This is a genomic window from Cardinium endosymbiont of Culicoides punctatus, from assembly GCF_004354815.1.
Lineage (GTDB): Bacteria > Bacteroidota > Bacteroidia > Cytophagales > Amoebophilaceae > Cardinium.
Window position 1 is genome coordinate 1 of sequence record NZ_QWJI01000008.1, and the last position, 19,855, is coordinate 19,855.

The following is a 19,855-nucleotide window of genomic DNA, read 5'->3' on the forward strand; positions in this document are numbered from 1 at the left end:
TGAACCCTTAAAAATTTTTCAGGAAAAGTTATGGCGTAATCCATATACAGCTTTTAATTAAAAATGCGAAAGTCCTGTATATAGAAAATGTGAGTTGTGATAAACAATATTTTTAAAATTTTTATTCAAAATCTAGTTTTTTACAAAAAAAATCCTTATAATGCATTCTCGAATTTGTTGCTTATAGCTATACTTTCGAAACTGCTGGGGCCTTCTTCTTTTTCAGTATTTTGAAAAATGAAAAAAAAGGCAATAAGGGGGGTATAACCCATAGAGATATTTTTTCTACAATAATTATATTTTGCTAGGCCACATGCAACACAGAGGAGAAATTATAGAAAATGTCGTGAGAAAAAGTGGGATCTCACTTTCAGTATTAGCTGCAAAGATGGGGTTAAGTAGAAATACACTTTACAATAGATTTAGAGAAAGAAATCTTAGTTATGATTTTATATTGACCTTAGGGGCAATTATACATTATAATTTTGCAGTTGAATTTCCTGAAATGAAGATCGATGAGGTACTCACCGAAGATCCACGCGCTGAATTATGGAAGGTTGAGAAGAAGTACAAAGACTTACTGGAAAAGTATAATAAATTGTTGAAATTTTTGCTAAAAAAATCGCAAGATGTTGATCAGCATGCTGTAAACAAAAAGATTAAAGAACTTATAAATTCTTCTGCATTTTAAGTTTTGTCAAAGATGAACATCTCTGTAAAGACTAAAAAGTCATTAGGTCAGCACTTTCTTAAAGATCCAACTGTATCTTTACAAATTGCAAACTTACTGACTAATAGAAGTCTTTCACATACTATAATTGAAGTAGGTCCGGGAACAGGGAGTTTAACAGAAATGTTGTTACAACGGCCTATCTCTAACTTATATCTTGTAGAGATAGACCGAGACCTTATACCATATCTAAGAAAGAAATACGCCCAACTGGGTGACAAAATAATAGAAGCGGACTTTTTAACATTACCGTTATCGGAACAATTTACCAAAACACCTTTAACGATTGTTGGAAATTTTCCTTACAATATATCCTCCCAAATTTTCTTTAAAATCCTGGATAATCGGCATATAGTGGATGAAGTGGTAGGAATGGTTCAAAAAGAGGTTGCTGAACGACTTGCTGCCAAACCAGGTAGTAAAATTTACGGCATACCAAGTGTGCTCTTACAAGCATTTTACACCATAGAATATTGTTTTACAGTTCCTCCTTGTGTCTTTTACCCTCCTCCAAAAGTTGACTCTGCTGTTATTATAATGCAACGCAATAACATAACTAAACTGCCATGTAATGAATCTCTTTTTTTTCAAATAGTAAAAAAAGGGTTTCAACAACGTCGGAAAAAATTGAGCAATGCATTACATGCACTTAATATTTCAAATAAATGCTGTACGCATCTATTGCAAAAGCGAGCAGAAGAACTAAGTGTTCCGGAATTTGTGGAATTAACCAATTTATTGGAAATAAATATGTCTAATGTCCTTACCCAGAATGGTTGAAATGTTTCGCTTGTAAGCGAAGTAAGATGTATAACTGCTGCTTGCGATGTTTTAGCTTTTCTTTTAAAAAACAAGAAAGGTTAGGGCTGGTCATGTTAGTCATTACAAGTTCTTACTCCTTTCAAAGCTACTGCTTGCTTCATTAGTTTATCATCTTCATCTTCTATAGATACAGTTATCGTACAATCATCTAAGTTCGGACAACCTGCGTCTATCCAAGCTGTTAACCAAAAGTTACCCGTTTGTATAATAGACTCCTTCAAGCGTTCTTCTACTTGCCCCTCCAGTGCTTCATGATAAGCGGTTGAAAATTCAAAAGAATATTGTTTTTTTGTAAGATTACCCTCTTGTTCAAAACTATATTTTGTTATGGCAGCAGATTGTTCTGAAATCTGTTTTTCTAGATCTAATACTTTATTAACCAAGGTATGAGATTGTCTTATGATCTTCCAAATATGGGTTAATGGATCGTTAATATAGCTGGCTTGCCCTACAAAAAGATTATACTTATCAAAAAACAGTGTTGGTAGTCTTGTTTCCCATAAGGCATGAATTCCTTCCTGTTCTGTCATTTGTCCATTATAATTCTGAGTGGTATGTAATGGTACATGTGCATCAGCAATGTAATGACCTAGATCCGCCGAAAGTTTTAAAATTTGAGCGATATTTTTATGCATAAAAGCTTTTGTCAATTGTTTATGTACTTTTATTATGGCCCAAGGCAGTTGGCCATGCTCTATAACCTGCTGAGCCCCATACAGTTCTATGGCTTGATCAAGAGAAATGACTGGATCGTTAATTAGATTGAGGTCGTATAATTCAAGGTCTATAAAATGTTTTTCTGCCTCACCTTCTAGAACATATCTTCGATTATCTGGAGCAACAGACTTTTCTGTCAAAAAAACTAAGTTTTTCTTGTAGAAGCAAAACATACCTTTCGGTAGGGTGGTAATAGCATATCTATTAATCTTTTTATGCGCAAAAAATCCCCAGGACCAAGCTTGTAAGGGAAGATAAGAAAAAACTAAAGTAAACAGAGAGAAAGTTTTTAAAGGTATTATGCGCATAATTGGTAAGGTTTCATAATGTTTTTTATTCTCGTTGTCTGGTGACTTCTCTGCCGCGTACATGTTTACGGTTACTAATAATAGCATCCTTAGTCGTTTGATTTCCTTTTTTATCGTAGATAGCAAAATCAAATTGTTGTTCAACATTACGCATTGCACTAGAAAAATTAAGTCCTATAAGGACTATGTTTTTTCCCTTATAAAGAAACTTTTCTATATACTCATTGCCTTCTATCTGACACAAAGCAGTATGAGCATTTTGATCATGTTTTAATTCAAATATATAGGTGACATCACTTAGTGAGTCAATAACAATATCTATTCTACCTCCACGAGTAGCATGTTCACTAAGAGGATTGAGTTCTGCTCCTTCTAATAAACAATGTAAAGCTGTATGGTAGTAGGCTTCATTTCTATTATGCTTTGGATTAGATAAATTAAATGGTATACTTGACATGCATGACCTAATAACTTTAACAAGACCTTCTAGATCTATATCATTCAATTTTTGAACTATGGCACGCTTACGCGTTTTTCCTTCTGACTCTAAATCCTTCTCAAATTTTTTATTTAATAGATTATAAAAAGATTTTTCTACTTCTCCATTAGGAAATTTTAATAATATTGGATCATCCATTTGTCTAAGTTTCCCTTTATCCAATGCGTTTTCATACTTATCAATAGTTAAGTATCCCCCTTGAAACATGGCACCATTCACCGTTAAATCATCTTCATCGGGTTCTGTTAATTCATACCTAACAGCCGAAATAGGCTTACTAAAGTCTTGAACTTTTGATTTATTAACTTTTCTAACTAAGAAAGTAGGTGTTCCTGTATTAATCCAATAGTTATTTAGTTCACCGCGTTGCAAAAACATTAGGGTGGATAGTGGATTATATACAGATATCGTATCATCTTCAGGATGAAACTTATAACCATTATACATAGAACGCATTTCTCCAACTAGTACATCGCTACTTATATTTCTTTTTTCTGCTAACTGACTTATTCGTTTATAATAAATAGAATTTTTATTTAAAAGATCTTCTTCTTTATAGCCAGCTACAGTTGTATAATCTGGACTAAGTGTAATATCATTTAAGTTATTAGGACCGGAATAGGTATCTCTAAAACAGTAAGAACTAACACCGGTGACAAATTCTAACTTAATAAAGTTATTAGCAGTAAGGCTTTTAATAACGGTTAAAAATTCCCGTACAATCAAACGGTTATTTTCTTTTATAACTGGATCTGATTGATTGATAAAAGGGGCATCATATTCATCTACCAGGACGACTACTTTAAGTTCGTAACTTGAATCAGTCTTTTTAAGTTCTGTGAATTTTGAAATTAGTTTGTTGATTAAGTTTATTGTATAATTTTTAATAAGCGTTTTTTCTGTAGGACTATCAATTTTTATATTGTATGCACAAGCAATATCATACAACCTATTTATAAGAGTATATTTGGCAGATTCTGAGTCATTATTATCTATTTTTGAAAAATCCACTCTAATGACCGGATATTTCTTCCAATCATAATCAGAATTATAGATATAGCAACCTTGAAAAAGCTCTTTATTCCCTTTAGCTATTTCTTCTAATGTGCTAACAAACAGAGACTTACCAAATCTACGGGGGCGGGAGAGAAAGATGTATTTATTAACACCAGACATTAATTTATAAGCATGATCCGTCTTATCTACATAATACTGTGTAGATAACATTTCTTCTATAGAAACAACACCAATAGGGATATTATCATATCCATATTGGTACCTTTTACGATCATGATCTGTTTGCATATCTTTATCTAATTTTTGATAGCCTGAATATATTTGATACATACCATACTTATGTGCTTTACATGAAAGTAAAGATAGTATAAGACACAGTAATACCGCATCAATCCTTTTATTTTTTGAAAAACTATTTTTTTTAAAACATTCGTTTTTTATAGCTCGATATGTCTTGATAAGCTATACCTCCTCAAGTTCTTTTTTTAGTTTTTATAAAAAGAATTGATTATTAAATAATTATATTTTATAATACATAAGCAAATGTGCCACCAAAAATTTCCACTTAGGTCAAGGGTGTTATTGGTTAACTAAGCAGAGTATGTATCAGATAGAGGAATCATCTGGTGATGAAGCAGAGGGAGATGGATCATCCAGTAACCATATCTGTCCTGTCTTAGTATGATATCAAGCACCTAACACAAAAAGTCGTTATAACCAGGTATATAATTGATAGGTTTAAATTGTTGTGTATGTTGCTCCAATTCCCAGCAAAAATGGATTAGACCATTTGTTACCACCAATACATTGGCGGAAATACTCCTATTATAATGCATAATTTGACTTAACGTTCTATATGTAAGTGTAATATGAGGAGCTTTGCATTCTACAATCATTTTAGCCATTCCAAATTTATCAAACACTACAATATCCGGCCTATAAGCCACTAGTGTATTATTGATTTTTTTTTCTGAACAGCATAGACCTTTGGGATAATGAAGGTGATGAATAAGATAATTCAGCATATGTTGACGTACCCATTCCTCCTGTGTTAGCAATAAGTATTTTTTGCGCAACAAATCTAAAATATAAGTTTGCCCCAATGAATATTTTGTCTTATAGCTAAAAGTGGGTAAAGTAAGTGGTATCATACACAACTATACACTGCTATTTCCTTTTTTTGTAAAAACCATAGCACCAAGAAATGGCAAATGAAAGATAAGCTATAAATGACATAATTAATACAATCCATGGACCAGTGGGCATATAAGGAACCGTGTAAGAAATAAATGTTCCTAAAAGGGAAGAAAACAGAGAAATAAACATAGCAGACAGCATGATATGTGTAATACGTTTAGTCCAAAATCTTGCTGTAGTAGCTGGTGTAATAAGCATGGCACTCATCAAAACAACACCTACTGCCCTTATGCCAATTATAATTGCTAGTACCATTAGACTTGTGAATAGAAAATCCATTTTTTTTACAGGGATACCTATGGATTTAGCAAAAAGTGAATCAAATGCAATAATCGTAAATTCTTTAAAAAATAACAGTGTTATTATAATAATAGATAAACTTAATAGCAACAGCAGAAAAATATCTGCTCGTAATAAAGTTGCTGCACTACCCAATAAAAATGACTTTAGCCCCCCTTGATTGGCCTGACCACTGTGTTGAAGTATGGAAAGCAAAAAACTTCCAATACCAAAAGATACAGAAGCAATAATAGCAATAGCCGTATCTTGTTTTATCTTAGAATGGGTAGTTATTTTCCCGATAGCTATAGATGCAAGCCAACCTGTAATAAAAGCACCTAAAATTAACCAAGTTGAATGCTTATCTCCTGTCAAGAAGAAAGCTAAACATGTTCCTGGTAATACGGCATGTGAAATAGCATCACTAATTAATGTTTTCCTCTTTAAAAGAGCAAAGGTTCCAATCATAGAACTGCTGGTACTCAATAAAATAGTTCCTAACACTACGTTTCTCACATTAGGATCTGATAGGGAAAGAAAATCTTTGATTGTATCCATGATTTATTAAAAATTATTTGTGCCTATTACCCTTTCATATAGATAGATTTGTTCAGTTGCAAATATAATTAAAATCACTGGAACCTTTTCCTGTATCAGGCATGCTTATGCTTAAGATTTATTTCAATAGCTCTTTCTGGATATAATTTAGTGTTGTTATTCCACCTTTCCATTTTTTAGTGTTACTACTACATGCATTTTATCCAGCAGCTTACGGTTATGCGTCACCAAAACAACCGTTGGCACATCGATTACAATACGGTCTAGCATAACTAACGCATTTGCATCATCCATTTGGTTAAAGGTTTCATCTAATACGATAATTTTAGGTTGGTCCTTCAACACTTCTTCCAACAGTTTGAGCTGGGACTCCCCACCGCTATAAAAATGTTTGATACACGTGTTCCCCACTACTTTAACTTGAGTACCTAAAAAATGTTGAGGCAGATAACATAATAGCTTACCTATGATGTCAGAGTCAATATTGTTTATAGGTTGATCCCCTAAGAGAACTGTTCCATCATGTGGTGTAAGTAGGCCAATAAGCATTTGACATAAGGTAGATTTCCCGCTACCGGACTGACCTGAAATCCCTATTTTGTCACCATGTTTTATAGTTAAGTTTATGTTTTCTAAAAGTTTTTGATTAGGATTATAGTTAAAACCAACATTTGATAATTGAATAGAAGGTTGTGTAGTCTCTGGTAACACGCCCTCTTTTTTTTGAATTGGAAGGCAAAGAAAATCAATGGTATCTACAACATCTACTATACCCCCTTGTAGTTTCCGAATATCTGCTAGGAAAGTACCAATCTGATTGTAAAGAGAAAATAACAAAGTGTATATCAATACTACCTTGCTCAATGGCAATCGATAATGGCTATACTCGCATAATAAGGATAAAAAGATACTGGTAGCAAATACATAGAATATTCCATCTTTGCTTATGCGTAATAAATAATAGGCCCAATTGAATCTACCCCATGCATCGGCTTCTTGATGAAATATGCTTTCTAAGAATTTTAGATGTTCTTTACATTTAAAGCGTATAAAGGCGGAGCTACGTAGACTTTCATCTGCAGAAATAACGGCACAATCTGTACAATGCCATCCATCTTCTTTGGCGCGAAGATAATTGGGAAATAACTTCTTAAAAAGGACAAAAAAGGTAACAGCAAGCATAACTACAATAACATAGCAGTAATGATGTGCTCGAATAAGTGCAATAGACAAGGTAATAACTTTTGCAAAAGCAGGTAAAACATGGAGTAGTGCTGCATGCATAAAAATTCTACATGTTTGTGCAAATCTATTGAACCCACTCAAAATGCCAGCAATATTGTATTCTTCGAATTGTTTTAAAGGTATAGAGTGTGCTTGTTTTACCGTTCTAAAACGTAAATCTTTAATAGTGTGGTTAATGACTTTTAAGAAAATAACTTCGGAAAGTGGAGGTAGTGTCTTTTTTATAAAAGAAACTCCAAATAGCCCCAGCCCAATAAACAAAAGTATTGATGTAGTAAATGTATCCGGCTTAGATGCAACGATCTTTTCCCATATAAAAGGAAATAAGGTAGTGCAGGCTACCTCAATGCCCATAAGCAGTGCCGTTGTTAAGGTGGCTATACGTATAGATTTAGAGCACCATAGATATGGAAGCAACAATTTATAAACTTTTATAATTCTAGAAGCTACCATAATATGTAAATTTATAAAAAGACAAAAAACTAAAAATATAAAATCAGATAAATGCTATATTTAACGCTTAATCAGGATCTATATTAGCTTTACTGTTTCTTTAAATTCAGCATAGTTTCCAGGAAATACTTTTACTTTTTTATTTTCGATATACCATATCTTAGTAGCAACTTCTTGGATAAAGTTTCGATCGTGCGACACAAATAAACAGGTTCCCTCATATTGTTGCAATGCTTGTCCTAATGTATCAATAGATTGAATATCTAAGTGGTTGGTTGGCTCATCTAATAACAAACAATTTGCTTGAGACAATAGCACCTTTGCCAAGGCAACTCTGGCTTTTTCTCCACCAGAAAGAATTTCTATTTTTTTAAAAACGTCATCTTTGGTAAAAAGAAACATGCCTGCTATGGTACGAAGTTCTTGCTCTGTATGCTCCTCTCCATCAGCGTTTTGTTGACGCAACTCTTCTAAAATGTTGTGCTCCATATTTAGTGCATCTAGTTGATGTTGGGCATAGAAAGCCATTTCAACATTATTGCCTATGGTTCTTTTCTGTTTATCTACAAGTTCCTGGTCAGCTATAATGCGTAAAAGTGTTGTTTTTCCACGACCATTTGCGCCAATTAGAGCGATTTTATCACCCCTATCAATATGTATGGTGGCATCTTTGAGGATTTCAATCTGACCGTAAGACTTATGTATATTTTCTATAACTGCAATAATTTTACTAGGATTTTGCTTTATAGCAAAGTTGAATTTTATTGTTTTACGACGCGTAGATGGAGCTTCTATTTTATCCACTTTGTCCAATGTCTTTATTCTAGATTGCACCAGTTTAGCCTTACTAGCTTTTGCTCTAAAGCGGTCTATAAATTCCTGGGCATGTTTTAGTTGTTTTTGTTGATTGGCATAAGCATTTTCTAATAGCTCTTTTCTGTCTGATTTCTGAATTTCGTATTCCGTATAGTTTCCTGTGTAGACTATAAATTTTTTGTCAGTAATCTCTACAATTTTGGTAGTAATGCCATCCAGAAAGCTTCTATCATGAGAAACTACAAGAAAAGCGCTGTCATATCCCCTTAAATATTCTTCTACCCATTTGATGGAAACCAAATCTAAGTGGTTGGTAGGCTCATCTAGAATTAATAAAGAAGGCTGCTGTAAGAGAAGCTTTGCAAACATAACACGCATACGCCATCCCCCAGAAAATTGAGAGAGGGGCCGGTCTAGGTCTTGTGTAGTGAATCCCATACCTTCTAACATTGCCTCTGTGCGTGATTGGATATCATATCCCCCCATTCTTTCAAAGTTTTCCTGTAAATCAGACAGCTGATGTAGCAATTCATCAGAATAGTCCACTGCCATTTGTTGGCATATGGCTTCAATCTTTTTTTGGGCAACCAATGCTTCACTAAATGCCTGCATGGCTACATTTCGGATGCTATCTTCAGACTGATAGGAAAGCAGATCTTGATTTAAAAAACCAATAGAACATTCTTTTCGCTTAGTAATTTTACCACTGTCTGGAGACAGGCTACCTGTAATAATATGTAGCAATGTTGATTTGCCAGCTCCATTAGGTCCTACCAAACCTATTTTATCCTTGGGCTTAATATGCAATGAAGCCGAATCATACAAAGTTCTCTTGCCCAAATGATAAGTGAGGTCGTTTATTACAATCATGAAATTTGGATAGCCTTTTCAGGAATAAATATTATACATTGTTAGAGATATTGGTCAAGTCTCCATCTACGATAAATCATCGTACACAGAATATCGAAATATCTCGTGCATGAAGGTTAAATATAAGACATTTTTTAGTAAAAATCTATTTTTTTGATAAAAATTGTCTTACACTCATATGCTATAATATCGAATACAGGCCTTTCTCATTTTTAGTTGAAAATTGTGTATCGACCATTTTACCCTATTTGTTTAAATCTTGTATAATCCTGTAATGCTTTAGGGATACGAATACCTTCTGGGGTTTGATTTAGTTCTAATAATGCTGCTAAGATACGTGGCAAAGCTAAGGCACTTCCATTTAACGTATGCAAGAGCAGGCTTTTCTTATTTTTATCTTTATACCTTAGTGATAATCGATTAGATTGAAAGGTTTCAAAATTGCTAATAGAACTTACTTCTAACCACTTGTCTTGTGCGACAGAATATACTTCAATATCATAGGTCATAGCGGCACAAAAACCTAGATCTCCTGTACAAAGCTTTAATACGCGATAAGGTAATTCTAATTGTTCTACTAGTCCTTGCACATAGGTTAGCATTTCCTCTAAACTAGTATAAGAATGATCTGGATGGCAAATTTGGACCAACTCAACTTTATCAAACTGGTGTAACCGGTTAAGGCCACGAACATGAGCTCCCCAAGAGCCTGCTTCTCGTCTAAAACAAGGCGTATAACCAACATGTTTAATGGGAAGTACACTTTCTGAGAGAATACAATCGCGATACATGTTTGTTATAGGGACTTCTGCAGTAGGAATTAGGTATAAATTACTCTCTGATATATGATACATCTGTCCTTCTTTGTCAGGCAACTGACCTGTTGCGTAAGCAGATGCTTCATTTACCACAACCGGTGGCTGAACTTCTAAATAGCCTGCCTTATATGCATGATCTAAGAAAAAATTAATAAGTGCACGTTGCAGTTGAGCTCCTTGCCCTTTATATACTGGGAAGCCAGCACCGGTAATTTTATTGCCAACTTCAAAGTCAACAAGATCGTATTTTTTAATTAAGTCCCAATGCGCTAAGCCATCTGCATGTGTACTAGGCAAGACAGGTGTTTGATACATAACCTTATTGTCAGAAGCATTTGTCCCTATTGGTACAGTTGCATGAGGGGGATTGGGCAGCTGATACAGTTTCTCTAACAAAGCAGATGCATATTCCTTAAGCTCTTTTGATAATCGTTTAGAGGTTTCTTTTAACGAATTGATTTCTTGCTTTTTTTCGTGCAATATCCCTGGATCCACCTGTTTATGTATCTGTTCTCCTACTTCCTTACTAAACTGGTTTAACATAGCAGATAATTCATCTAGACGAGATTGCGTTGCGCGTTTCTTTATGTCTAGCGTAGATATCGCTTCAATTTGGTCTTTCACACTGGCTAAGCCTCTTTTCTGTAAACTAGCTATAACCCTTTCTTTGTCATTTCTGATGTGATGTAATTCAATCATATTTCTAATACCCCCTACTATGTTTTGCCATCAAAAATATAAATATAAATACTTTTAGTGATTCAGTGTTTTTATTTTGTAAACTTGACAAAAAATTTGATTTTTAAAAATTATGGTTGTATAATTGTTTAGTCGGGTTTTTCGAAAGGTTGCGTTCAGCAATTTTGTATGAAATATTCATTCCTTTTCACCGTCTATTAACTTAATACTAAAAGTAATAGCATAAAAGGGGTTTCTTTGATCATTTTTACCAGATTTTAGTTTGATAAAAAGCGAAGTGTAATTTAATTAATGCGTTTAAATTTACATTATTTTATACACGTTTACATCAATAAACTGGTATTTGCTCATTAAAGTGATGGCCTTATAGGATCTTATTTTTTTAATAGCTTTATTTAATTACACATATACTCAAACTCATGTACAATATCGGAGACTTAAATCAAAAACTTATTTCTGAATTACGTGAAATAGCGGAAAACTTTAAGGTTAAAAATTACAAAACACTTACAAAGGAGGAACTTATTTATAAAATATTAGATCAGCAGGCTATACTTCCAACAGATGAGGTTGCCCCAACGAAAAATAATGTATCTACAATAACAAGATCAAGATCACGAGAAGTAACATCTACTACTCCTTCTAGGAGAACCCATTTAAAGTCCAATATGGCAGATACACAGACTGAACAAAAACCTGTTGCAGAAGGAAAGAATGGCGATGGATATACTATAGAATCTACAGAAGGAGCGGGAAATTCTAATTCAGAAGATTATTCTGTATCAGGTATTCCTATTGGGAAAGAAGCAAAAGAACCCATAGCTGTATCCGAAAAGAACTACAATAACAGAAAAGAGTCTCCAGCATTTACTTTGGATACAACTATTGAGGGGGAGGGTGTGCTAGAGATTATGCAAGATGGTTATGGGTTTTTACGTTCATCTGATTATCATTATCTTGCAAGCCCAGATGATGTATATGTTTCTCCTTCCCAGATTAAGCTGTTTAACTTAAAAACAGGGGATACCATTAGAGGAAAAATACGCCCACCTAAAGAAGGAGAAAAATATTTTGCGCTGCTCAAAGTAGTTTATATGAATGGTGTAACTACAGAAGAAGGGCGAAATCGCATTCCTTTTGAACATCTTACGCCCCTTTTCCCACATGAAAAGCTGAATATATCCAATGGTGCTAATCAGTATTCTACGCGTATTATGGATTTATTTTCCCCTATTGGGAAAGGGCAACGAGGAATGATTGTTGCACAGCCTAAAACAGGCAAAACGGTACTCTTAAAAGAGATTGCCAATGCAATTGCGGCCAATCATCCCGAGGCCTATTTAATAGTACTTTTGATTGGAGAACGCCCTGAAGAAGTTACAGATATGGCTAGAAATGTAAAAGCAGAGGTAATTGCATCTACTTTTGATGAACAGGCTGAACGACACGTCAAGGTTTCTAATATTGTTCTAGAAAAGGCAAAAAGAATGGTCGAATGTGGTCGTGATGTAGTTATTTTATTAGACTCTATTACCCGCTTGGCCCGTGCACATAATACCGTTAGTCCTTCTTCTGGTAAAATACTTTCTGGTGGTATTGATGCAAATGCGCTCCATAAGCCACAGCGATTTTTTGGTGCAGCACGTAATGTAGAAAATGGTGGATCACTCACAATTTTAGCAACAGCGCTTATTGATACAGGATCTAAAATGGATGAAGTTATCTTTGAGGAATTTAAAGGTACTGGCAATATGGAGTTGCAATTGGATAGAAAATTAGCTAATAAACGCATTTATCCAGCTATTGATGTGCCAGCTTCTGGAACACGACGTGAAGAGTTGTTGATTGGAAAAGAAGAACTTGCACGTATTTGGATATTACGTAATATTATGTCAGATATGAGTTCTGTAGAAGCTATGGATTTTTTGCTAAAAAAAATGCGTGGTACTCGTAACAACGAAGAGTTTTTAGTTTCCATGAGTAATTAAACCAATATCCATGGTTTGTACCTACATAATGCGATTCATATTGCTTTAAAATCAATCAGATTCTTAATGAATAACTGAAAGCATGATGCTATGTAAGTGGTATCGTGCCATCTCTTTCCAATTATAGTAGAACATAGCAGTATGGCATGAATAATCGGTGGTAGTTTAAATACCATACGCCATAAAACGTTGAAATTGAATGGATTTATATTTCTTTAAGAAAAATTAGATAATTTTTCTTAAAGAAATATATTCAGGACTTTCGCACAATAGATAATTTTGCTTATATTTTTAGACATGGGCATGTTTTGCAATACTGATAATCAATATAAAATAAAATTTTGCTATTTTGTAGCCTGGTCTATATACAATGTTTTCAACTAAAAGTGCGAAAGTCCTGATATTTATGGGTAAGGGCCCTTATTTATTCTATTGGTATATCCTTTTCAAGGAGATGAGGTCTTCGCTCCTCTGTCCTTTTTATCATTTGTTGTTGTTTCCACTCTTGAATAGCTCTGTGATCTCCAGAAACTAATACATCTGGAACGGTTATCCCTTCATAAGCATAGGGTCGAGTATAAGCAGGAGGTGCTATCAAATTGTCTTGGAAAGAGTCTGTAAGCGCAGAACAAGCATCTGATATAACACCCGGTATAACTCGAACTATTGCATCTGCCAATATTATAGCTGGTAACTCACCACCAGAAAGAACATAATCTCCCAGGCTAATTTCCATTGTAATAAAATGCTCACGCACACGCTCATCAACACCTTTATAGTGACCACATAGCAATATAATATTTTGTTTCAGGGAGCATGCATTTATAAGCGATTGTGTAAGCTGTTTCCCATCTGGAGCCATGTAAATGATTTCATCATAATTGCGTGCTTTTTGAAGTGTACGTATGCAATTAACAATTGGTTCTATCATCAATAACATACCAGAATCTCCTCCATAAGGATAATCATCTATTTTGCCATGTTTATACAGTGTATAATCGCGTAAATTATGTACACATATGGAGAGTAAATTTTGCGTGATTGCCCTCTTAAAGATGAAGTGGTTGAGAGGACTTTCAAGGAGATCTGGTAAACAGGTTATAATGTCAATTCTCATTCAACCAAGTGGGGAAAGTATATTAAACAAAAAGATAATCTGGAAATAACATGAAATATGTAGCGAGAGGGGGAATCGAACCCCCGACCTTCGGGTTATGAATCCGACGCTCTAACCGCCTGAGCTACCTCGCCAAGCACCATTTTCCCAACCACTATAGCTATAGCACTACACTATATAATAAGGAAAGTACCTAAATTGTTTCTATATTTAAGGTAAAGTTAGTCATAAATTTCTAGAAATGTTCGATTTTGGTATAAAAAAAGTAGACAAACTGCTATTAAAGAGCTTTATAGTGACGTTTATATCGCTATTGATACTGGTATTATTCGTACTAGTTACACATAGTTTTTTTTTAATGCTTAATAGCTTTGTAGGTAAGGGGCTAGGATTTTTTGTTTATGCAAAACTTTTATACTACATAGGAATAAGTTTATTTCCACAAGCTTTCCCGATTGCCGTTTTGGTGTCTTCTCTTATTGTTTTTGGTAATTTTTCTGAAAGTTTTGAATTAACAGCTATGCGTTCAGTAGGAATGTCCCTCCAACGTATGCTACGTTTCCCATTTATGTTTATTCTACTATTGAGTATAGCACTATTCTACTTTAAAGATTATGTCCATCCAACTACCAAACATAAGATCTTTGCCTTGGGTGACGATATAATAAAAAAACGATCTGCCTTGTTTATTCAAGAAGGTGTTTTCTGTAACAATATACCTGAATATGGTATTCATGTAGATAAAAAACTGAATGATAATGGAGAAATGCAAGGTATTGTGGTTTATGACCATACGAAAAGTTATGGTAACGTTGCAATAACTATTGCAGAAAAAGGACGACTACATACTACGTTGGATGAAAATTATCTAGTTATGGAACTTTCTAATGGACATAACTATGTAGAAGCATTGCCCAATAACAAAAATAGTTTTAGCGATGATAAAAAAACTTTTTATAGAAATAATTTTACAAGCCAGACAATAAAAATTAGTTTAGACACATTAAAACTAGGTAACACGAAAGAGCAATATGTATATGAGCCTCGCACAAGAACCCATCCACAACTTAGAGCAATGATTGAAAAAAATCAACAAAGAGTTATGGATCAAGCGAACTATGTTCAAGACCTCCTTGCACAACAAGCGCTGCATTACATGCCACCACCCGTTACGCATAACGCTAACCTTTCTGATCTTAAAAAGCAAGAAGAGGTTACGCAGGACGTTCCATTAATTGATGAAACTGATTTTATGTCATTTAGAAAACGGCTTGTGAAGAAAGAAATGGTTTCAAATACCGATCAAAAAGACAATCCATACTTTACGGAACAAGTTGTTAATCATAGTTTGTATGCTATAGACAAAATAAAAAAATCTTTACTAGAACAAAAACATTATGAAACAAAAATTGTAGAATATTTTCATTATGCTCTATTTGAGAAAGAACATCGCCTGGCTATAGCCATACAGTGTCTCATAATGTTTCTCCTAGCAGCACCTCTAGGGTGTGTTATTAGACGAGGTGGTTTTGGTGTATCTGTAGCTATAAGTTCCTTTTTTGGATTATTAGAATACATCCTCTCTCTAGTTGGAAGAGATTGGGCTTACGAAGGAACCATTTCACCCCTTTTAGGGGCTTGGTTGGCCAACCTTATATTATTCCCCTTTTGTTGCTTCTTTCTAGCAAAAGCACAACAAGGTCGAGGATTGTCTTTACTAAGTGGTTGGCATACTTGTACAGCAAGAATAAAAAAAATGATAGGTATCAGACGCAATACAACTTCACATATAGGTCATTAACTATCCCAAACATATATTATTTAACGGAAGTTATAACGTTCTCAACTTAAGGGCACCACCCTTTTTTATTTTAATAAAAAAGAGCTAGACCTGTTGCGTAAGTCCCAGGCGACTTGAAGTAGATAAAAATCTATTCAAAAACCATTTTTTCTTCATGATAAAATGACAAACATATTCCGTTTTTGTGCTTATTTTAAGCGTTTATGAGTAAATTGCTATATGCAAAAACAAAAGTTTTAGATCCGCTTACTTACGCAACAGGTCTATTGTTAGAAAGAAGAGCAGATTTATCAACTATCTGCGCCCAATTACCCCTTTGTGCTTGACATGCTTAGGAACATAATTGTTCAATTATACTTTGTATATCTTGTTTATTTTGTTCTTGTTCGTTTTTTTTCAATGCTATACCTAGCGGAGTATCACCATTTTTATTTTGTAGATCCAAAGCAATGGAACGGGGCTTTAAGAACTCTATGAGTTTTTTAGCTAGTGATAGATTGTTATTTTTTAGTGCTACATGTAGCGGAGTATCACCATCTTTATTTTGTGAATTAAAGTCATGAGCAATCAAGCCATATTCGAGATTTGGTGGAAGTGCAGTAGACAAAAATCCCGTAGTTATTTCTGCAACCACTTCTACAGACACCTTGTTTGATGGCATCATGGCTGCTAGCAAATGCAGCGGAGTATTACCTTCCTTATTTTTTTCATGTGTATTGTCAAGAGATGTTAGTTTCTTATGTATTAACTCCCTTAACTGTACAAGCTGTGGAAAATCCTCTGGTTTTTGTTCTTGTAGCATTTGTTGTATTTTTAATATTACTAAATGCAGTACAGTGTTACCATCGGAGTCTCCTATCCTTGTATCAATATCTTTATGCTGCAACAGCGATTTTGCCCCTTCAATCCAATCACTAAAAATTGCTGAATGTAGAGCAGTTTGACCGTTTTCTGGATTAACTGCATTTATTATTTCAGGAGTAATGTTGGGATCTTTCAATGTGTCTTGAAGCAGTGTTATGTCTTTTGAATCAACTGTAACATGCACAAATGGTTTTTCTTTATTTGGATCACTGGTTTGTGTACCGACTGTATTGTTTGTGACTGTATAATCAGTTTGCGTACCTACTGTATTTGTAGAGACTGTAGATGTGTTCACCTCTCCCCCATTCATATGTTGTGCTTTCATGCAACAACCACTGTTCAATACATAAGATAATGTGTTCATAGTAGTCATTGCTACCATGTTGATTTTTTTCTTTTTTAATTTCAATAAAGCACTATTATTAAGCATAAAATATAAATTTCCCAGGATTAAAATGTAAACGTAATTATAAACAAACAAGTAAAAATAAGTACGAAAATAACCAATTTAGCAATTAAATCCTACCTATTATTTGATACATTCGTACAAACAGGAAGCCATATTGCTTGGAGCTTATATAAAAGCAATTTATTATTGTATAATGTTATTTATTTTTAGTAAAACTGTTAATTTTAGATTCTATACTTACTTTAGATTCTATACTTAAAATATGGCAAAAAATTTAGTCATTGTTGAATCACCTGCAAAGGCGAAAACCATTGAAAACTATTTAGGAATTGATTATCAAGTAGCTTCCTCTAATGGACATATTAGGGACCTGATTAAAGGAAATAATGCGGTCAATGTTGCACAAGGATTTTTACCCAGTTATGAAATCACTCCCGGCAAGGAACGTGTTGTACAACACCTTAAGAAATTAGCCAAGGAATCTACCTGTGTTTATTTAGCAAGCGATGATGACCGAGAAGGGGAGTCTATCTCATGGCATCTAAAGGAAGCACTCCAACTTACAGATGATAAAGTACAACGTATTGTTTTTAGAGAAATTACGAAAACCGCTGTCTTAAATGCATTAAAGCAACCACGTGCCATAGATTTGGATCTAGTTGATGCACAACAAGCAAGACGTGTTTTAGATAGATTGGTCGGCTATGATTTGTCCCCATTGTTGTGGAAAAAAATTAAACCTGGCCTCTCTGCGGGCCGTGTACAATCTGTTGCCGTAAGAATGGTAGTAGAACGTGAAAGGGCTATCGATAATTTTGTTGTTACTTTTCATTTTTCTATATCCGCATTTTTTCCACTGCCAACAGGACAGTTACTGAAAGCAGATTTGCCAGAGAAATTTAAAACAGAACAGGATGCATTAGCCTTCTTAGAACAGTGTAAAGATGCTGCTTTTTCCATTAAAGCATTAGATAAAAAAGCATTAAAAAGATCTCCTTCAGCCCCCTTTATTACGTCAACATTACAGCAAGAAGCGAGTAGAAAGTTAGGATACTCCGTAACCCGTACAATGATATTGGCTCAGCAGTTATATGAAACGGGTAAAATTTCTTATATGAGAACAGACTCTCTAAATCTTTCTGCAGATGCCGTACAACATATATCTAAAGAAGTTACGGAAACCTATGGGAAAGAATATTTTCATGCAAGAAGCTATAAAACCAAATCATCTACTGCGCAAGAAGCTCATGAAGCAATACGTCCTACTGATTTTTCCGCAAAAATAGTCAGTAACAATAGAGACGAACAACGCTTATACGAACTCATTTGGTCTAGAGCAATGGCCTCTCAAATGGCCGACGCACAGATAGAAAAGACGGTAGCAACCATTCAAATCTCTACCTCCGACCAAACACTTGTTGCAACAGGAGAAGTGCTAAAATTTGAAGGTTTTCTTAAAGCATATGCACGTGCTAAAGATGAAGATGAAGAGTCTGATGATGCAGCAGAAATGCTTCCACCACTACATATAGGTCAAGTATTACCCCTTGAAAAGATGTTAGCTAGACAACGATTTGCCAATCCTCCACCCCGTTATACCGAAGCTGCCTTGGTTAGGGATCTAGAAGAAAGAGAAATTGGTCGACCATCTACCTATGCACCTATTATTTCCACTATTCAAAAAAGGGGTTATATTAAATTAGAGTCTCGTGAGGGCTTTCCCCGTTCATATACACTCCTTACTTTGGAAAACAAACAGATTCAAACGCAGCAGTTAACAGAGATCGTTCGTGCAGAAAAGCAGAAACTATTTCCTACCGATATAGCTGCAATAGTGAATGACTTTTTAGTTAAACACTTTTCCGATGTCACTGACTATAATTTCACGGCACATGTAGAAAAAGAACTAGATAAAATAGCACAAGGATCTAAGATCTGGAACCAGATGTTAGCAGAATTTTACAGTGTATTTTACACTAAAATTCAGAGCACGTCTGATGTAGATAGATCTATGATTAACCATACTAGATACTTGGGTAAAGATCCAGAAACAAATGCCTCAGTAGTTGTTAGACTAGGTAAATATGGTCCATTGGTTCAGTTGGGGGTTGAGGCAGATGAAAGACAGGAAGCCCCTCGTTTTGCAGGACTCCGTCCAAACCAACGCATGGAAACCATTACATTAGAAGCGGCATTGGACCTTTTTAAGCTTCCTAGGGAAATTGGCATCTTTGAAGAAGCCCCTATGGTTGTAAACATAGGTCGATTTGGTCCTTATATTAAGCATGGATCATCCTTTTATTCCATAGGTAAAGAGAATGACCCATTTACAATTGGAGCAGTAAAAGCCATTGAAATTATTACAACCAAGCGTAAAGCAGATGCTGAAAAACTTATTAAAACATTTCCTGATTCGGAAATTCAAATTTTGAATGGTAGATGGGGAGCTTATATCAAATCAGAGAAGAAAAATGTTCGCATTCCTAAGGATATTCCAGATCCTAAATTACTTAGTTTAGAGGAATGTTTAAAAATACTTGAGCATAACGCAGCTAAAAAAGGGAAAAAAGATAAATAAACAAAAAATATAAAATATATTTATATTATTGAATATGAGTATTATTTATGTCGTTTAGCAATGCCGTTTT

14 protein-coding genes and 1 tRNA gene are annotated in these 19,855 nt (G+C 34.5%); 5 read left to right on the plus strand and 10 right to left on the minus strand.

Going from position 1 to position 19,855, the window contains the following annotated elements; all coding sequences use genetic code 11:
- Positions 1–313 precede the first annotated feature (313 nt).
- Positions 314–691: a hypothetical protein gene (locus CCPUN_RS02000; protein ID WP_133281914.1), complete on the plus strand. Its 378-nt coding sequence runs from the start codon at positions 314–316 to the stop codon at positions 689–691.
- Positions 692–703: 12 nt separating this feature from the next.
- Complete coding sequence (gene rsmA / locus CCPUN_RS02005) at positions 704–1,510, plus strand: 16S rRNA (adenine(1518)-N(6)/adenine(1519)-N(6))-dimethyltransferase RsmA (protein ID WP_133281915.1); 807 nt, start codon at positions 704–706, stop codon at positions 1,508–1,510.
- Positions 1,511–1,605: 95 nt separating this feature from the next.
- On the opposite strand, the gene CCPUN_RS02010 is transcribed toward rsmA, so the two are convergent.
- From CCPUN_RS02010 to serS, 7 genes are all read right to left on the minus strand, one after another.
- On the minus strand, positions 1,606–2,577 hold the full coding sequence (locus CCPUN_RS02010; protein ID WP_133281916.1) for a zinc dependent phospholipase C family protein: 972 nt from the start codon (positions 2,575–2,577) through the stop codon (positions 1,606–1,608).
- A 25-nt stretch (positions 2,578–2,602) separates the two neighbouring features.
- Complete coding sequence (locus CCPUN_RS02015) at positions 2,603–4,423, minus strand: AAA family ATPase (RefSeq protein ID WP_133281917.1); 1,821 nt, start codon at positions 4,421–4,423, stop codon at positions 2,603–2,605.
- 365 nt (positions 4,424–4,788) lie between these two features.
- Positions 4,789–5,244 (minus strand): type I restriction enzyme HsdR N-terminal domain-containing protein, encoded by a 456-nt coding sequence (locus tag CCPUN_RS02020; RefSeq protein ID WP_133281918.1) that lies wholly within the window; start codon positions 5,242–5,244, stop codon positions 4,789–4,791.
- Between the two features lie 16 nt (positions 5,245–5,260).
- On the minus strand, positions 5,261–6,127 hold the full coding sequence (locus CCPUN_RS02025; protein ID WP_133281919.1) for a metal ABC transporter permease: 867 nt from the start codon (positions 6,125–6,127) through the stop codon (positions 5,261–5,263).
- Between the two features lie 156 nt (positions 6,128–6,283).
- On the minus strand, positions 6,284–7,825 hold the full coding sequence (locus CCPUN_RS02030; RefSeq protein ID WP_133281920.1) for an ABC transporter ATP-binding protein/permease: 1,542 nt from the start codon (positions 7,823–7,825) through the stop codon (positions 6,284–6,286).
- 78 nt (positions 7,826–7,903) lie between these two features.
- Entirely contained in the window at positions 7,904–9,511 is a 1,608-nt protein-coding gene (locus tag CCPUN_RS02035) for an ABC-F family ATP-binding cassette domain-containing protein (RefSeq protein WP_133281921.1), read from the minus strand.
- Positions 9,512–9,750: 239 nt separating this feature from the next.
- Positions 9,751–11,028, minus strand: a complete 1,278-nt coding sequence (gene serS / locus CCPUN_RS02040) for a serine--tRNA ligase (protein WP_133281922.1) — start codon at positions 11,026–11,028, stop codon at positions 9,751–9,753.
- 419 nt (positions 11,029–11,447) lie between these two features.
- On the opposite strand from serS, the gene rho reads away from it, so the two are divergent.
- Positions 11,448–13,016 carry a transcription termination factor Rho gene (rho, locus tag CCPUN_RS02045; protein WP_133281923.1) on the plus strand — a complete coding sequence of 523 codons (1,569 nt, stop codon included), beginning with the start codon at positions 11,448–11,450 and terminating at the stop codon, positions 13,014–13,016.
- Between the two features lie 424 nt (positions 13,017–13,440).
- On the opposite strand, the gene trmD is transcribed toward rho, so the two are convergent.
- A complete protein-coding gene (gene trmD / locus CCPUN_RS02050; RefSeq protein ID WP_133281924.1) occupies positions 13,441–14,133 on the minus strand; it encodes a tRNA (guanosine(37)-N1)-methyltransferase TrmD in 693 nt (230 codons plus the stop codon).
- Between the two features lie 60 nt (positions 14,134–14,193).
- Positions 14,194–14,267 (minus strand) — tRNA-Met (locus CCPUN_RS02055).
- Between the two features lie 107 nt (positions 14,268–14,374).
- Here CCPUN_RS02055 and CCPUN_RS02060 point away from each other — a divergent pair.
- The gene (locus CCPUN_RS02060; protein ID WP_133281925.1) at positions 14,375–15,934 is read left to right on the plus strand and encodes an LptF/LptG family permease; all 1,560 of its coding nucleotides are present in this window, start codon (positions 14,375–14,377) and stop codon (positions 15,932–15,934) included.
- Positions 15,935–16,265: 331 nt separating this feature from the next.
- On the opposite strand, the gene CCPUN_RS02065 is transcribed toward CCPUN_RS02060, so the two are convergent.
- Entirely contained in the window at positions 16,266–17,228 is a 963-nt protein-coding gene (locus CCPUN_RS02065) for an ankyrin repeat domain-containing protein (protein WP_133281926.1), read from the minus strand.
- A gap of 241 nt (positions 17,229–17,469) precedes the next feature.
- Between CCPUN_RS02065 and topA the strand changes: the two genes are divergently transcribed.
- Positions 17,470–19,785, plus strand: coding sequence for a type I DNA topoisomerase (gene topA, locus CCPUN_RS02070; RefSeq protein WP_133281927.1), 2,316 nt, complete (start codon positions 17,470–17,472; stop codon positions 19,783–19,785).
- The last annotated feature ends 70 nt before the right edge of the window (positions 19,786–19,855 follow it).

Bases quoted from the DNA above. Each gene is read 5' to 3' on its own strand.
- CCPUN_RS02000 (WP_133281914.1), top strand. From the start codon at position 314: ATGCAACACAGAGGAGAAATTATAGAAAATGTCGTGAGAAAAAGTGGG.
- rsmA (WP_133281915.1), top strand. From the start codon at position 704: ATGAACATCTCTGTAAAGACTAAAAAGTCATTAGGTCAGCACTTTCTT.
- CCPUN_RS02010 (WP_133281916.1), bottom strand. From the start codon at position 2,577: ATGCGCATAATACCTTTAAAAACTTTCTCTCTGTTTACTTTAGTTTTT.
- CCPUN_RS02015 (WP_133281917.1), bottom strand. From the start codon at position 4,423: ATGTATCAAATATATTCAGGCTATCAAAAATTAGATAAAGATATGCAA.
- CCPUN_RS02020 (WP_133281918.1), bottom strand. From the start codon at position 5,244: ATGATACCACTTACTTTACCCACTTTTAGCTATAAGACAAAATATTCA.
- CCPUN_RS02025 (WP_133281919.1), bottom strand. From the start codon at position 6,127: ATGGATACAATCAAAGATTTTCTTTCCCTATCAGATCCTAATGTGAGA.
- CCPUN_RS02030 (WP_133281920.1), bottom strand. From the start codon at position 7,825: ATGGTAGCTTCTAGAATTATAAAAGTTTATAAATTGTTGCTTCCATAT.
- CCPUN_RS02035 (WP_133281921.1), bottom strand. From the start codon at position 9,511: ATGATTGTAATAAACGACCTCACTTATCATTTGGGCAAGAGAACTTTG.
- serS (WP_133281922.1), bottom strand. From the start codon at position 11,028: ATGATTGAATTACATCACATCAGAAATGACAAAGAAAGGGTTATAGCT.
- rho (WP_133281923.1), top strand. From the start codon at position 11,448: ATGTACAATATCGGAGACTTAAATCAAAAACTTATTTCTGAATTACGT.
- trmD (WP_133281924.1), bottom strand. From the start codon at position 14,133: ATGAGAATTGACATTATAACCTGTTTACCAGATCTCCTTGAAAGTCCT.
- CCPUN_RS02060 (WP_133281925.1), top strand. From the start codon at position 14,375: ATGTTCGATTTTGGTATAAAAAAAGTAGACAAACTGCTATTAAAGAGC.
- CCPUN_RS02065 (WP_133281926.1), bottom strand. From the start codon at position 17,228: ATGCTTAATAATAGTGCTTTATTGAAATTAAAAAAGAAAAAAATCAAC.
- topA (WP_133281927.1), top strand. From the start codon at position 17,470: ATGGCAAAAAATTTAGTCATTGTTGAATCACCTGCAAAGGCGAAAACC.